This is a genomic window from Arthrobacter sp. R1-13, assembly GCF_054161475.1.
In genome coordinates this window covers 3,328,233-3,342,452 of sequence record NZ_CP096420.1, presented here as the reverse complement: position 1 = coordinate 3,342,452, position 14,220 = coordinate 3,328,233, and the positions used below count along the sequence as shown (strand labels likewise).

Below are 14,220 nucleotides of genomic sequence, written 5' to 3'. Positions count from 1 at the left end.
ACTGCCGTTATCTGTCATCTCGGTCAGCCCAGGAGCACGCTGGTCTGGATGCCGCCGGCGGCGAATCCAAGGCTGCGTGCAATTGCCAGGGATCCCTTGTTGCTCACATCGGCGCGCCACTGCAGGGTCAGGCCTGACGCAAGGGCCTCATGCGCTGCCACGGATGCTGCCAGCGAGCCGAGGCCTTGGCGCCTCCACACCGGATCCACCAGCACGCCCATGTGCGCGAGGATGCCCTCCCACTCGGCGTACGCGCCACACGCCACCGGAACCCGGTTCCCGTCGTCGCCCCGCATGATCGTAAAGCGGTTCTCCAGGTCAGAAAGCCCTACTTCGTTGACGTCATCCGGCGGGCAGAGACTTTCCAGCTGAATCGCTTCCTGATCCCCGCGCGAGACCGTGAGTTCCTCGGGGGCCTGAAGCAAAGGCAGGTCATCGGCGAAGAACAAGGCTGCCGCTCCCAGGCCATGACCGCCATGGGAGCGGGTGATGGTCAACAGGGTGACGTGCTGGGCAAGATCCTCATCGGGAATTCCGACGGCGGCGTCCAGCGCCCACTCCGGACCCACCAGGGCGGAGGTACCGAAGAGACGGACGAACTGCACGCACCGTTCGGACTCGTCTGCACGCGTGATCCGGGCCGACGGCCCCGTTCCGGCTGAGCGGGCAGCATTGAAAGCATCGTCATCAAGTCCCAGGTGGCGGGCCCAGGCCAGCTGGATGATGTCGGCTGAACCGACCTCAAGTGTCATGCCTCCACCCTACCGAGCAAAGGGAGCCAACTGCTGACCGCCGCGTTCAGGGTCCTTCCTCAGGAGTCGCGGCGGAAAAAGGCTGCGGCCTAGCCGAAGAGGACAGCTGCTTCTTCGTAGCGGTGGGGTGGGACTGACTTGAGGTTGCCGAGCGCAGCTTCGAAACCGACGTGCACGATGTCAGTACCGTTGAGTGACACCATGGTGCCCCAGCGGTGGTCCACCACTGAGTCGATTGCTGCCATTCCCAGCCGGGTCGCCAGGACGCGGTCGAAGGCAGAGGGCACGCCGCCGCGCTGGATGTGGCCGAGCACGGTGGCACGGGTTTCGATGCCCGTCCGTGCTTCCAGTTCCGGCGCCAGCATTTCTGCAATGCCGCCGAGGCGGGGGCGTCCGAAGGTGTCCAGGCCACGCTCCGAGTGGGGAGTCTCCTGGCCCTCCGGGACGAAACCCTCAGCCACCACTACCAGCGGTGCGCGGCCGCGGTCGTGGGCTTCCTGCACCCATTCGGTGATTTGGTCCATGGACGCCTTTTGTTCCGGAATCAGGATGGCGTGGGCCCCGGCGGCCATGCCTGCGTGCAGGGCAATCCATCCTACGTGGCGGCCCATCACTTCGGCGATCATGCAGCGGTGATGGGATTCACCCGTTGTCCGCAGCCGGTCGATGGCCTCGGTGGCGATCTGTACCGCTGTGTCGAAACCAAACGTGTAGTCGGTGGCGTCAAGGTCGTTATCAACAGTCTTGGGCACCCCCACAATCCGCAGCCCGGCGTCAGTGAGGCGCTTCGCCGCTGCGAGGGTGCCTTCGCCGCCGATGGCGATGATGGCGTCGATGCCCAGCCTCTTCATGTGGTCCTTGATGACTTCAGGGCCGCCGCCGTTTTCGAACGGGTTGGTGCGGGATGTTCCCAGAATGGTTCCGCCCTGCTTGGCGATGCCGCGGACCATGGTGCGGGGGATCTCGATGATGTCCCCCTCGACAACTCCCCGCCAGCCATCCAGGAACCCCACGAATTCGTGTCCGTGGATGGCAATGCCCTTGAGAACGGCTCCACGGATGACAGCGTTCAGTCCAGGGCAGTCGCCGCCGCTGGTGAGGATTCCAATTTTCATATCTTTAGGCTCAAATCCTGGTTGAGGGTGTACAGGCAGAGCGCCACACTGAGCTCACCTAGATTGTAGTGGGCAGTGTGGGACAGGACACAAACGGTTACAGAAACGTGCCCCCGCTCATGGAGCGGAGGCACGTAGTTGGCGGTTCCTGTGGGTCTAAAGCTGCTTGTTTGTGCGCTTCTCAATGAACGACTGAAGGAGGATGCTGTCCCGCTGATCCGGGAGGACCAGCCACGCAGCGACGTAGAACACGAAGGCCGGGCCCGGCAGGAGGGCGAGGAGCAGGAATGCTATCCGGACGAAGGCGACATCCACCTTCAGCTTCGCAGCAATCCCGCCGCATACCCCGCCCAGCAACCGCTGTGGGCCGCGCCGCAGGCCAGTGCCCCTGACAATGCTGAAGAATTTATCCATGGTTCAAGACTTCCCTGTTGTGGTTTCTTTGTCACGTCGGGCGGACAGGAGGCCACCCACCACCAGCGCGGTACCTGCACCAACCATGAGTCCGATCAGCACGTAGGTGCCGTTCAGTTCCACGATGCCAAGCTGTGCGATGACGATCAGGGCGGCCAGCGCCACGACGATCAGGCCCCAGACGACGGTTCCCACGCGGACTGAGGATTCCGGTTCGGTGAGGGAGACTGTATCCGAGGGTGTGGATATGGGTGTGGTGGAAGCATCCGGAGCAGGGTCCGGAGTGGGCTCGTAGCTGCTCATGTCAGTTTCCTTCCTGGATGGTCACGTTGCTCATGGTGCCGTCGATCTTTAAGATCAGGGGCGATCCTGGCCTGTCGGTGTTGTATGTGCTCTGCTTCCTCGTCATCCCACCATGATGCTCAGAGCCCTCGTTGAGGTTTCCCATAGTCATGTCGGCTTCTATTTCCACCGGGACGTTGTGCGGGATGATGATGTCAACGTTGCTGGCGGTGATGTTCAGCGGAATCACGACGTCGGAGGTCAAGGGGGCTGGGACATTCAGCTTCGTCAGGTCAACAGTTCCCTGGCGGCCTGTGACGTCGAAGCCTTCCCGTGCCTGCTCGATGCTGACAGGAGTCCAGTCGACCTGCTGGGAGCGGAACCTATCACCGTTTTGAACCACGTTGAAGATGCCGCCAATGATCAAGGCAACCACCGCGAAGAAACCCAGGATTCCTGAAGTCCGGCCGCGGAGTCCGGAGATCAGTATGCCCAACCCCAGGACAGCAGCTGCGCTTGCCCAGACCACGGCGTTGGCTGAACTACCGAGATCGATCACGTTGCCGGCGTCGAGTGCTTTGATACCGCCTCCCACCAGCAAGGCTGTGCCGGCCGTTATGGCGACGGCGGGAGCGCCGGGTCCGAATTTGCGCTGCTTGGCCGGCGGAGGTGTGGCTCCAGCGGGAGTCCGGAAGCCGCCGTCGTACGGGCCGCTGGGACCGTAAGGTCCTCCCGGACTATAGGGTCCGTTGGGGCCGGTCGGAGGAACGGATCCCGCAGGCGGAATTGGCATCGATCCGCCTGCGCCGGAGTGCGGGCCGCCGGCCGACGTGGTTGTGCCGAACTGGCTGCTGAAGGGGGCAGTGTTGGAGCCCGCGGCGGGGACACTGGCAGGGTAGGCGCCATAAGGGCCACCACTGAATGCAGCGGCTCCTGGTGTTCCGGGCTGGGCATTGGTGTTCATGCCCGGGTTTCCACTCCGGTTTCTGTTCCGTTGCACCAGGAAGTAGATGAGATATGCGATGGCGCCTATCCAGAAAACAGCCCAAATGAAGCGTCCGAATCCGTTGCCTTCCCAACCCCAGAATCCTGTGCCAAGGCTGGGGAAGCCCAGGATTGTGGTGATCAGGGCGCCGGTCATGCCGCCCGTCCAGCGTCCGGCACCGGCTTCCTGGACATGGATGCGGCCGTCAGGTTCAGGCAGCAGGGCCCAGGCGATGCCGTAGAGGAGGACTCCTATGCCTGCGAACAAGGCCAAGACGATAAAGATCCCCCGGACAATGAGCGGATCCACACCGGTCCGGTGGGCAATTCCGCTGGCAACGCCGCCAATCCAGCGATCACTGCCCCGGTAGATTCCGTTTCCCCGAACCCATTCGAAGAAGTTTCGCGGTTGCGCCACTGCGTACGGCGCCGGCTGCGGGTATCCCGGGGCTGCATAACCTGGGCCTGCATATCCCTGACTATGGCTTCCCCGGTCCGGGTCACCCTGTTGGAAGCCGGAATCTGTAGTTTCGGACGGTGGTGCGGGGGAGTCCGGCGATTGTCCCGTGGCGCCTGAAGGGGAGTCGGATGTGGAATCCGAAGGGAAACCGCCTGGGGAGCTCGCAGCCGGGCTGGGAGGGGAATCCGTGGCGGAGTCCCCTGCGGAATCGGAAGGTGTGACTGACGGCTGATGATTGTCTGCCGGTTGCTGGTCTTCAGGGTTGACGTTGTGCGGGTTCATACTTCGATCCTCCTGCCCGTGGGGTGTCCGGCTCTATTGGGGAATACCCTGAGCTGTCCCTGAACGGCCCCCGGTTCCGGCGGAAAACGGGTCCGGGGAACCCTGATCCGTGTTTGGATGGATCCATGAGTACCCCTGTCCTTCGGCAGCCACTGGTTCGGAGCGCGGACCGCGTCATAGCCGGCGTCTGTGCAGGACTTGCCGCCCACTTGGGCTTGCCGGTGAGATTGATCCGCATCGGGATGGCGCTGGCGGCCCTCGCCGGTGGAGCCGGCCTGGTGTTCTATGCCTGGCTTTGGATCATGGTTCCCACTGCCGATGAAAGCGCCAAACGGAACGCACGCCGCCCGGCGTCGCCGATTGCTCCGGCAGTCAGCGGACCCTTGCCAGCGCAGTCAACCTGGTCAAGTTCGAATAGGGGTTTGTCTCCGGACCCAATGGGTTATCCAGCACAGCCCCGATCTTCGGATCCTTCGGCCTTCACCTGGCAGGACCCGGCAGGGGAGGGGGTCTTCACAGATCCATCGTGGCAGTCATTTCCCACCGGTGTCCCGGCTTCGGCGTCAGCCCAGTCAGTCTCAGGCATGGTCCGCCCGACCAACGGTGAGGGACAAGCCTGGTTCCGATTCCGCAGGATGCCGTACGCCAAGGAAATCCTCCTCGGCATCGGGCTGCTGCTGGCAGGGGCCATTCTCACTGCCCGGCTTCTTGGCGTCGATGTGCCCTTGGGAACGCTTATTCCAGCCGCGGCGATCCTTGGCGGCGCTTCCATCGCCTGGATGCAGCTGGACGAGACCCGCCGTGCCGGAATCGTGGACAAGGCCAAGGCCAACCAGGCCGGCGGCTGGGTCAGACTTGCCGCCGGGCTGGCGCTGGTGGTGGCAGGCGTGCTGGTGATGGTGTCCGGCTCCGGGTCCTGGGAACAGACGTGGCTGGCGTTGCTCGCCTCCGTCGCTGTCCTGGGAGGAGTCGCCGTGGTGCTTCTGCCCTGGGGACTCAAGTTCTGGCGGGATCTGGAGACGGAAAGAGCCGGTAGGGTACGCGCTACTGAGCGGGCCGAAATCGCTGCCCACCTGCACGATTCAGTTCTGCAGACCCTCGCCCTTATTCAGCGGCGGGCCGGAAACGAGCACGACGTCGTGCGGTTGGCCAGGGCGCAGGAAAGGGAATTGCGCAGCTGGCTGTATCGCGACGAGGGCAAGGACATTGGGAACCTCTCGGAACGCATCAAGGCCGTGGCCGCCGAGGTGGAAGATGCACTGGGCCAAGCCGTGGAAGTGGTAAACGTGGGTGACACGGCAATGACGGAGCGCCATGAAGCACTGGTCCAGGCGAGTCGGGAAGCCATGCTGAATGCGGCCCGCCATGGGGGCGGCTCCGTTTCCGTTTACGTAGAGGCCTCGGACAAAGAGGTTGAGGTCTTTGTCAAGGACCGAGGAGCCGGCTTCGATCTTCACACGGTGCCGGAGGACCGGCTGGGTGTGCGGGAATCCATTATCGGCCGCATGAAGCGCCACGGTGGCAGTGCCGTGATCAACAGTGGCCCGGAGGGCACAGAGGTACGTCTCGGGCTGCCCGCCGTGGCTACGGAACAAGGAGAAACGACGTCGTGAGCAGCATCGAAGCAGGGGGCTTGCAGCCGGCGAGGGAAGGCAGCGTTCGGGTTGTCCTGGTGGACGATCATGCCATCTTCCGTTCGGGCCTTAAGGCAGACCTCGACTCCCGGATCTCCGTAGTGGGGGAGGCCGGAACGGTCGAGCAGGCGATCGCCGTGATCGCCCAGACCCGGCCGGACGTCGTGCTCCTGGATGTTCACCTCCCCGGCGGGCTGGGCGGTGGTGGGCGTGAAGTCATTGCCGGCTCAAGTGCGCTGCTGGGCACCACGCGGTTCCTGGCCTTGAGTGTTTCCGATGCTGCAGAGGATGTTGTGGCTGTTATCAGGGCAGGCGCCCGGGGATATGTCACCAAGACCATTTCCGGGGCGGAAATCACGGACGCCGTGCTGCGGGTGGCCGGCGGAGACGCTGTCTTTTCGCCCCGGCTGGCCGGATTCGTCCTTGACGCGTTCGGCACCGCCCCGGCAGACATTGCCGACGACGAACTCGACCGGCTTTCGGCCCGTGAGCTGGAGGTCATGCGGCTCATAGCGCGTGGCTACAGCTATAAGGAAGTGGCCAAGGAACTGTTCATTTCCATCAAGACCGTGGAGACCCACGTTTCTGCGGTTCTCCGAAAACTGCAGCTCTCCAGCCGTCATGAGCTCACCAAGTGGGCTGCCGAGCGCCGGCTGCTTTAACCACCAACGCTCCCTCACGTTTCGCGGCTTAACCACCAACGCTCCCTCACGTTTCGCGGCTTAACCACAAACGCTCCCTCACGTCTCGCGGTTTAACCACAAACGCTCCCTCACGCGAAACATTTGAGGGAGCGTCCGGAAAATGGAAACGAACCCTAGCTGGCCTTGCCGAGGAAATCCTGGAGCCGTGCCACCCCAATGGCGAGGTCGTCGTCGCCCAATGCGTAGGACAGCCGGAGGTAACCGGAGGGGCCGAATGCCTCACCCGGTACCACCGCCACCTCCACCTCATCGAGGATCAGAGCCGCCAGATCCGCTGACGTTTCAGGCCGCACCAACCCGTTCGACGTCGGGAACTCCTTGCCCAGCAAGGCGCGCACGTCCGCGTAGACGTAGAAGGCGCCCTGCGGCGTCGGGCAGTCAACGCCCTCAATGGCATTCAGTCCGGCAACGATCGCCTTACGGCGCCGGTCGAAGGCAACCTTCATTTCATCGACGGCGGTCAGCGGGCCGGAGACTGCCGCGAGGGCGGCGATCTGCATGATGTTCGAGACGTTCGACGTCGCGTGGGACTGGAGGTTGGTGGCAGCCTTAATGACGTCGGCCGGGCCGATCATCCAGCCCACACGCCAGCCGGTCATCGCGTACGTCTTGGCTACGCCGTTGAGGATGACCACTTTGTCGCCCAGTTCCGGGGCAGCTGTGGCGATGGACGTGAAAGGGAGTCCGTCGAAGGTGAGGTGCTCGTAGATCTCATCGGTGACCACCCAGAGGCCCTTGGAGGCAGCCCACTTGCCGATTTCACCCACCTGCTCCGGAGAGTAGACAGCACCTGTGGGGTTCGAGGGGGAAACGAACAGCAGGATCTTGGTGCGCTCAGTCAGGGCGGCTTCGAGTTGCTCCACTGTGACGAGGTATCCCTGCTCAGGACCGGCAAACACCTCGACCGGGACTCCGCCGGCCAAGCGAATGGCCTCAGGGTAGGTGGTCCAGTACGGCGTAGGGACGATGACCTCGTCACCCGGGTCAACCAGGGTAGCGAAGGTGTTGTAAACAGCCTGCTTGCCGCCGTTGGTTACCAGGACCTGGGAAGGATCCGCGCGGTAGCCGGAGTCGCGGAACGTCTTCTCGGCAATTGCCTTCTTCAGCTCAGGCAGCCCTCCCGCGGGGGAATAGCGGTGGTATTTCGGCTGGCTGGCAGCCTCTATGGCAGCCTCCACGATGTAGCCCGGGGTGGGGAAATCAGGTTCACCGGCACCGAAGCCAATAACGGGCCGTCCGGCCGCCTTGAGCGCCTTGGCCTTGCCGTCGACGGCAAGGGTGGCGGATTCGGCAATGGCGGAAATGCGCTTGGAAACGCGGGCGGCAGACATGGCGGGTCCATTCTTTTGACAGCTCAGTGGCTGGATATGGGATTCGACGAGTTCTACTCTATGCTGTTCAGCGGATCGTTCGTTGGCGACAGGGAAAAGTGACCGCATGTTGGTCGTGCTCTTTGACTGGCAGCCGTGGATGGTCCGCAACGAGGCTGGTTCGACGTAGGCGCAGTTCTTGCGTAGAATAGTTCTCCGGTGTTGAAAACATGTTGATGGCGTGCGCCTCAGTGAAGGTTGCTGAAAGTGGCATGCGTGTTTTCGATCCATAGGGTAGTGGCGCAATTGGTAGCGCAGCGGTCTCCAAAACCGCAGGTTGCAGGTTCGAGTCCTGTCTGCCCTGCGCAAGCTGTTTCGGCGATAAGCCGGAACAAGCGCAGCAACCATGGTTCAGATCAGAGCCGGGTATCCGATCATTGCGAGAATGAGTGAGGACCAGGTGACCGAAACAGCTGCAAGCAGCTCCAAGGGCCGCCCCGCCAAGAATGCCGCCAAGGCTGGCATCTTTGCTCGAATCGCGCTTTTTGTCCGCCAAGTCATCGGCGAACTGAAGAAGGTCGTGGCACCCACCCGCAAGGAACTGATCAACTACACGCTCGTGGTGCTGGTATTCGTGATCATCATGATGATCATCGTCACGCTCCTTGATCTGGCCTTCGGGACCGGAGTGGGCTGGGTCTTCGGCGGTTCAGGCCCCACGGACAACTAGGGCGATCGGTCCGCAGGCTTCGTGAACTCCTGAACAAGGAGGTTCCACGGAGTGTGCGGAATTGAGCCATTTAAATAGGCATGTTAGGCAATGAGGAAGCAGGAGACCAAGTGTCAGAGCAGGAGCTCGAGGTAACCGAGACTGAGCTGGATGGGTCCACGGACACCACAACGGACGCCGTGGAAGAGTCTGAGGAGGACTTTTCTGCGCCCGATTCCGCCGTTGAAGCTGACGACGAGGACGCCGACGTAACCGCAGACGACTCCGATTCTGAGGCAGCAGACTCCGACGACGAGTCCACCGATGCCTTGGCAGCGGCAGCAGCCGCAGCGGACGTCGATCCCGCCGAGGAATTCAAGTCCAAACTGCGCCGCCAGGAAGGTGACTGGTACGTCGTCCACTCCTACGCCGGTTACGAAAACCGCGTCAAGGCCAACCTTGAGACCCGCATCCAGACCTTGGACATGGAAGATTACATCTTCGAAATCCAGGTTCCCATGGAAGAAGTCGTTGAGATCAAGAACGCCCAGCGCAAGGTCATCAACCGTGTGCGGATCCCCGGCTACGTGCTGGTCCGCATGGACCTGACTGACGCCTCCTGGGGCGCAGTTCGCCACACTCCCGGTGTCACCGGCTTCGTGGGTAACGCCCACAACCCGGTTCCGCTGCGCCTCGACGAGGTCTTCTCCATGCTCGCACCGGTCTTCGAAGAAGAGCAGGCCGAAAAGGGCAAGCCCGTCAAGCACGCTGCTGCTCCGGTGGATGTCGACTTCGAGGTCGGCGAGTCCGTCATCGTCAAGGAAGGTCCGTTTGAGACCCTCCCGGCAACGATCTCCGAGATCAAGGTTGACTCCCAGACCCTCGTGGTGCTCGTCTCCATCTTCGAGCGTGAAACCCCGGTTACCCTGGCATTCAACCAGGTCACCAAGATCTAACGATCACTTTAGATTTCGCTCCGGAACTGCCCGCTTAGCAGCTCCGAAGCGGCCGGCCGCCTCGCCATGGCGGCCACATACCTGAGGCACGCTCCTGTGTCCCAGGACGCATTTGAGAGAAGGACCCTACATTGGCTCCCAAGAAGAAGGTCACCGGCCTCATCAAGCTGCAGATCCAGGCAGGTGCCGCTAACCCGGCTCCGCCGATCGGTCCTGCGCTTGGCCAGCACGGTGTCAACATCATGGAATTCTGCAAGGCGTACAACGCTGCGACAGAAGCCCAGCGTGGAAACGTCATCCCCGTGGAAATCACGGTTTACGAAGACCGTTCATTCACGTTCATCACCAAGACCCCGCCGGCTGCAGAGCTCATCAAAAAGGCTGCAGGCGTCGCCAAGGGTTCAGCTACCCCGCACACCGTCAAGGTTGCCAAGCTGACCCAGGCCCAGGTCAACGAGATCGCCACCACCAAGATGGAAGACCTCAACGCCACAAGCCTTGAAGGCGCCGCGAAGATCATCGCCGGCACCGCACGCTCCATGGGCATCACCGTAGAAGGTTAGGCCCACCGCTGTTGCGGCAGAGTCGGATGAAGACCGACGACGCCGGACAGCACCGCCGGGAAACCGGCACCACTGCCGGACCACCGGCACAAACCGTAATGTTGGGCATCCCATCCGGACGAACAGCCGGATATTCAGCCGGACATCCCAACTGTGGCAGGGCCCAGCGCGGTCCGCAGACCACAACTGCACAAGGAGAAATAAGCAGCATGGCAAAGCGCAGCAAAGCATACGAGGCAGCCGCAGCCAAGATCGACGCGGAGAAGTTCTACGCGCCGTTCGAGGCAGTGACCCTCGCCAAGGACACCAACCCGTCCAAGTTCGACGCCACCGTTGAGGTCGCTTTCCGCCTGGGTGTAGACCCTCGCAAGGCAGACCAGATGATCCGCGGAACGGTCAACCTGCCCCACGGCACCGGTAAAGTCTCCCGCGTTCTGGTTTTCGCAACGGGTGACAAGGCAGAAGCAGCAATCGCTGCAGGCGCCGACTTCGTTGGTTCCGATGACCTGATCGAAAAGATCGCAGCCGGCTGGACCGACTTCGACGCCGCCGTCGCCACCCCTGACCTCATGGGTAAGGTTGGCCGTCTTGGTAAGGTGCTGGGTCCCCGTAACCTGATGCCGAACCCGAAGACCGGTACCGTCACGGCCGATGTCACCAAGGCTGTCAACGACATCAAGGGTGGAAAGATCGACTTCCGCGTCGACAAGCACTCTAACCTCCACTTCATCATCGGCAAGGTTTCGTTCGACGCCGTCAAACTGGCTGAGAACTATGCAGCAGCACTGGAAGAGGTTCTTCGCCTGAAGCCCTCCGCTTCCAAGGGCCGCTACATTCAGAAGGCAACAGTTGCTACCACCTTCGGTCCTGGCATCAGCGTTGACCCCAACGTCACCAAGGTTCTGACCGAGGTCTAAGGGTTGAGCATTCGGATAATCCGAATCTGAATTAAGAACTAACAACAAGGGACCGTCCGGCTCACGCCGGGCGGTCCCTTGTTTCTTTTTCCATTCTTTGGGCCGTATTTTGGCTTGAGCACGCTCTAGAAGCCGACAGCAGATGACACTAGGCTGAACGCGTGACTTCGCCGCCGTACCTTATCGAGCCACTGGTCCTCCCTGCCTCGCTGGATGCCCCGGACGCCAAGGACTTCCTTGAGTTCAGCGAGCTCACAGACGCCCTGGTAATGGAGACATGGCGGAACCTAGACCGCGCCAGCCCGCCGGCCGCACGCCTGGAGGCGTGGCGCAATGACCCCTACAAACAACTTCACATGTTCTTCATCCGCAGCGCCGGGCGCATGGTTGCCCGCTCCTGGATCAGGTTCACCTCACAGGAAAACCTGGGGAGTGCAACGGTGCGGGTGGACGTCCTGGCAGCTCACACCGGGCGAGGGATGGGAAAGGCGCTCCTTCGCCACGCTGAGGAGCAAGCCGTCAGCTCCGGCCGGACAACGCTGCAAAGCTTCACAGAACATATGGCCAACTTCGATCCCGATGGTCAAAACGTCCTGAAGCCCGCCACGGGAACGGGGGCGCTTCCAGCCGAGTCCCGTCCTGTGCGTTTTGCTGCAGCCGCGGGGTACGCCTTGGAGCAGGTCTCCCGCTTTAGTGCCCTTGACATGCCGCCGGTGGCAGCCGTCCTTGACGAACTGGAGGCCAAGGCCGGAACTTCTGCCGGTGATGAATACGAGCTTTTGGGCTGGACGGACCGCTGTCCCGAGGAGTACGTCGACCAGATGGCGGAACTGATGAGCCGTATGAGTACTGATGCTCCGGCCGGGGAACTCCTCCACGACGAAGAGGAGTGGGACGCGGGACGTGTCCGCCACGTTGAGGATCTGTGGAAACGTACCGGACGGATATCCCTTGTCGCGGCAGCCATGCACAAGGACAGCGGAGAGCTGGCAGCCTATTCCGTCCTGCAGTTTTCACCCGTCAAGCCGTGGATGGCCGAGCAGGATGACACGCTGGTCTCGAGGGCACACCGGGGCCATCGCCTGGGCATGCTCATCAAGATCCACAATCTCCGGCGCCTTGTGGCCGCACACCCTTCAGCGGAGCGGGTCCTCACGTTCAATGCGGCCGAAAACGAACACATGCTGGCCATCAATGTTGCGCTCGGGTTCCGGCCCGCGGGGTACGACGGTGAGTGGCAGCGGCTGCTTCCATGAACGATCCGGACATCGCCGCCGTCGTGATCCCTGATGATGCCCAGCCCGATAACCCGAGCAGCGCTCCCGACCTGCTGGAGTGCCTCCGCCTTGAGGAGGCGCACAACCTCTCGGTGTGGGGCAACACCGACCGGTGTGGCACGTTCAGTGAAGCACTCTTCTACTGGCGGGGAAACAGCTACTTCGAGCGGCTTCTGTTCCTCGCAAGGAAAAACGGAGTGCCGGTGGGCAGCTGCTCGGTGGTTCCGGCGAAGTGCTCGGGGGAAGTCCGGCAGCGGCAGCTCCCTTTGGCTTTGCCTTCCAGCATCTTGGCCAGGGGAGCAGGCTACAGCCTTGAGCAAGTGGAAACCTCCAGTCGACTGGCGCTTCCTGTGCGCTGGTTTCCGCCACCTTGCACAACAGCACCGGCCGACTGGCTGCCTATACGGGGCTCTCATACCGACGGGCCAAAAACTCATGTGGTATTGCAGGAAGACACCCTGGTTGCCTCAGACCACCGAGGTCACAGACTCGGGATGCTCGTCAAGATCGCCAACATCCGCCGCGCGCAGGAAGCGTGGCCCGCGGCGCGCTCTGTCCTGACATGGAATGCCAGTGAAAACCGTCATATGCTGGCGATAAATACATCGCTCGGATTCAAGCCCTCCGGATTTGAAGGCGAGTGGCAGAAACGGCTGGATGATCCCCTTTATGGCACATGACGTACGGATAGAGCAGCTGTGGATTCCGGATTCTTTGGAAGCAGCTGATGCTGCAGACTTCCTGGCCGCCGTCGAGGTGGGACGGCGAGTCCGTATGGAGACGTGGGGCAGTGACGACCTCGCTTATGCCCCGATTGAGAAGCTCCTCGAACTGGCAGATCCTTACGAACGGCAAGTAATCCTCGTGGCCAAGATGGGTCAGGAAATCGTGGGAACAGTAGACATAGCGCTGCCTCTCGCGGACAACCAGGACCTGGCGGAATTCACGCTCGACATTCTGCCCGAGTACCAGCGGCGCGGAGTAGGCAAGCAGCTCCTCGAGGCGGCCGAAGACGTTGCGAGGGGAGAGGGCAGGTCCATGATCCTGGTTGATACGAACCATCCCGGCACTTCCTTGAGCGATCTCGAATCCGAGCAACTCATCCCCGGTACGGGAGATGGATTTGTGCCGCTGGGGAGCCGCGAGGTGGAATTCGCCCGCCGTTCCGGATACACCCTGCAGCACATTGAACAGTTCAGCGCCTGTACCCTTCCGTTGGACACCCAGCTTGTTGCCGAGCTTGAGGCGGAGGCCGAGGCCGCCAATGCTGGCCGCTACCGGCTTCATCACTGGACCGACCGTTGCCCGGACGAGTGGCTGGAAGCCGTCGCCGTCCTAGAAAACCAGGCTGGCGTGGATGACCTGCCACCTGGCCAAGGGCAAGCGGGAATGGTGTTCGACGCCGGCGTCCTCAGGGAAGCTGAGGCCGTCACCATGTCGCAAGGAAGGCGCACGGTGGTCACCGCCGTCGAGCATATTGCCTCCGGCGAGCTTGTAGGACTGACAACCATAAGCGTCCTGGCCCAGCGCCAGGACGTCGTCTTCCAGGACGACACGATGGTGCTGGAGCAGCACCGTGGAAATAAACTGGGCCTTCTGATCAAACTGGCCAACATGGAACGGCTGACTGAACAGTTTCCGGATGCACGCGTCATCTATACGTGGAATGCGCCGGAGAACCGCTACCTGCTCACGGTGAACCGCCAACTGGGCTTCACCACCGCTGGAGTCACCGGGATCTGGCAGAAGGAGTTGCCGGACTTCAGGGACAGCACCAGCTGATTCGGTGACTGATCTCGCAACGGATGCGGCGCCTGATCTCCTGCTGATCTCGACCGGATTTGGCCGAAGGACAGGGCTT

At 62.0% G+C, this 14,220-nt stretch carries 15 protein-coding genes and 1 tRNA gene; 10 read left to right on the top strand and 6 right to left on the bottom strand.

Going from position 1 to position 14,220, the window contains the following annotated elements; genetic code table 11:
• Positions 1-23: 23 nt before the first annotated feature.
• The 5 genes from M1D88_RS15440 to M1D88_RS15420 form a co-directional block, all read right to left on the bottom strand.
• The gene (locus M1D88_RS15440) at positions 24-752 is read right to left on the bottom strand and encodes a GNAT family N-acetyltransferase (protein ID WP_458111633.1); all 729 of its coding nucleotides are present in this window, start codon (positions 750-752) and stop codon (positions 24-26) included.
• Between the two features lie 89 nt (positions 753-841).
• Complete coding sequence (locus M1D88_RS15435) at positions 842-1,867, bottom strand: ATP-dependent 6-phosphofructokinase (RefSeq protein WP_309108153.1); 1,026 nt, start codon at positions 1,865-1,867, stop codon at positions 842-844.
• Positions 1,868-2,023: 156 nt separating this feature from the next.
• Positions 2,024-2,281 (bottom strand): PspC domain-containing protein, encoded by a 258-nt coding sequence (locus M1D88_RS15430; RefSeq protein ID WP_458111632.1) that lies wholly within the window; start codon positions 2,279-2,281, stop codon positions 2,024-2,026.
• Between the two features lie 3 nt (positions 2,282-2,284).
• Positions 2,285-2,584 carry a hypothetical protein gene (locus M1D88_RS15425; RefSeq protein ID WP_458111631.1) on the bottom strand — a complete coding sequence of 100 codons (300 nt, stop codon included), beginning with the start codon at positions 2,582-2,584 and terminating at the stop codon, positions 2,285-2,287.
• A gap of 1 nt (position 2,585) precedes the next feature.
• The gene (locus M1D88_RS15420) at positions 2,586-4,289 is read right to left on the bottom strand and encodes a PspC domain-containing protein (RefSeq protein WP_458111630.1); all 1,704 of its coding nucleotides are present in this window, start codon (positions 4,287-4,289) and stop codon (positions 2,586-2,588) included.
• Positions 4,290-4,414: 125 nt separating this feature from the next.
• Here M1D88_RS15420 and M1D88_RS15415 point away from each other — a divergent pair, with 125 nt between their 5' ends.
• Together M1D88_RS15415 and M1D88_RS15410 are read left to right on the top strand one after the other, a co-directional pair.
• Entirely contained in the window at positions 4,415-5,902 is a 1,488-nt protein-coding gene (locus M1D88_RS15415; RefSeq protein ID WP_458111629.1) for an ATP-binding protein, read from the top strand.
• A gap of 5 nt (positions 5,903-5,907) precedes the next feature.
• Entirely contained in the window at positions 5,908-6,585 is a 678-nt protein-coding gene (locus tag M1D88_RS15410) for a LuxR C-terminal-related transcriptional regulator (protein WP_458114545.1), read from the top strand.
• Between the two features lie 155 nt (positions 6,586-6,740).
• Here M1D88_RS15410 and M1D88_RS15405 read toward each other — a convergent pair whose 3' ends face one another.
• The gene (locus tag M1D88_RS15405; protein ID WP_458111628.1) at positions 6,741-7,958 is read right to left on the bottom strand and encodes a pyridoxal phosphate-dependent aminotransferase; all 1,218 of its coding nucleotides are present in this window, start codon (positions 7,956-7,958) and stop codon (positions 6,741-6,743) included.
• Positions 7,959-8,228: 270 nt separating this feature from the next.
• Here M1D88_RS15405 and M1D88_RS15400 point away from each other — a divergent pair.
• The 8 genes from M1D88_RS15400 to M1D88_RS15365 all read left to right on the top strand — a co-directional run bounded on the left by M1D88_RS15400 (position 8,229) and on the right by M1D88_RS15365 (position 14,141).
• A tRNA-Trp gene (locus M1D88_RS15400) sits at positions 8,229-8,301 on the top strand.
• Between the two features lie 81 nt (positions 8,302-8,382).
• Complete coding sequence (secE, locus tag M1D88_RS15395) at positions 8,383-8,667, top strand: preprotein translocase subunit SecE (RefSeq protein ID WP_458114544.1); 285 nt, start codon at positions 8,383-8,385, stop codon at positions 8,665-8,667.
• A 110-nt stretch (positions 8,668-8,777) separates the two neighbouring features.
• Positions 8,778-9,602 (top strand): transcription termination/antitermination protein NusG, encoded by an 825-nt coding sequence (nusG, locus tag M1D88_RS15390; protein ID WP_458111627.1) that lies wholly within the window; start codon positions 8,778-8,780, stop codon positions 9,600-9,602.
• A 131-nt stretch (positions 9,603-9,733) separates the two neighbouring features.
• On the top strand, positions 9,734-10,165 hold the full coding sequence (rplK, locus tag M1D88_RS15385) for a 50S ribosomal protein L11 (protein WP_018773647.1): 432 nt from the start codon (positions 9,734-9,736) through the stop codon (positions 10,163-10,165).
• 209 nt (positions 10,166-10,374) lie between these two features.
• Positions 10,375-11,082, top strand: a complete 708-nt coding sequence (rplA, locus tag M1D88_RS15380; RefSeq protein ID WP_247041875.1) for a 50S ribosomal protein L1 — start codon at positions 10,375-10,377, stop codon at positions 11,080-11,082.
• A 161-nt stretch (positions 11,083-11,243) separates the two neighbouring features.
• Positions 11,244-12,338: a GNAT family N-acetyltransferase gene (locus M1D88_RS15375; protein WP_458111626.1), complete on the top strand. Its 1,095-nt coding sequence runs from the start codon at positions 11,244-11,246 to the stop codon at positions 12,336-12,338.
• On the top strand, positions 12,335-13,039 hold the full coding sequence (locus M1D88_RS15370) for a hypothetical protein (RefSeq protein ID WP_458111625.1): 705 nt from the start codon (positions 12,335-12,337) through the stop codon (positions 13,037-13,039). Before M1D88_RS15375 ends, M1D88_RS15370 begins: the two co-directional genes overlap by 4 nt.
• Positions 13,029-14,141: a GNAT family N-acetyltransferase gene (locus M1D88_RS15365; protein WP_458111624.1), complete on the top strand. Its 1,113-nt coding sequence runs from the start codon at positions 13,029-13,031 to the stop codon at positions 14,139-14,141. The genes M1D88_RS15370 and M1D88_RS15365 overlap by 11 nt, the downstream gene beginning before the upstream one ends.
• The last annotated feature ends 79 nt before the right edge of the window (positions 14,142-14,220 follow it).

Coding starts and splice junctions, on each gene's coding strand:
- M1D88_RS15440 (WP_458111633.1), bottom strand. CDS start 752: ATGACACTTGAGGTCGGTTCAGCCGACATCATCCAGCTGGCCTGGGCC.
- M1D88_RS15435 (WP_309108153.1), bottom strand. CDS start 1,867: ATGAAAATTGGAATCCTCACCAGCGGCGGCGACTGCCCTGGACTGAAC.
- M1D88_RS15430 (WP_458111632.1), bottom strand. CDS start 2,281: ATGGATAAATTCTTCAGCATTGTCAGGGGCACTGGCCTGCGGCGCGGC.
- M1D88_RS15425 (WP_458111631.1), bottom strand. CDS start 2,584: ATGAGCAGCTACGAGCCCACTCCGGACCCTGCTCCGGATGCTTCCACC.
- M1D88_RS15420 (WP_458111630.1), bottom strand. CDS start 4,289: ATGAACCCGCACAACGTCAACCCTGAAGACCAGCAACCGGCAGACAAT.
- M1D88_RS15415 (WP_458111629.1), top strand. CDS start 4,415: ATGAGTACCCCTGTCCTTCGGCAGCCACTGGTTCGGAGCGCGGACCGC.
- M1D88_RS15405 (WP_458111628.1), bottom strand. CDS start 7,958: ATGTCTGCCGCCCGCGTTTCCAAGCGCATTTCCGCCATTGCCGAATCC.
- secE (WP_458114544.1), top strand. CDS start 8,383: ATGAGTGAGGACCAGGTGACCGAAACAGCTGCAAGCAGCTCCAAGGGC.
- rplA (WP_247041875.1), top strand. CDS start 10,375: ATGGCAAAGCGCAGCAAAGCATACGAGGCAGCCGCAGCCAAGATCGAC.
- M1D88_RS15370 (WP_458111625.1), top strand. CDS start 12,335: ATGAACGATCCGGACATCGCCGCCGTCGTGATCCCTGATGATGCCCAG.
- M1D88_RS15365 (WP_458111624.1), top strand. CDS start 13,029: ATGGCACATGACGTACGGATAGAGCAGCTGTGGATTCCGGATTCTTTG.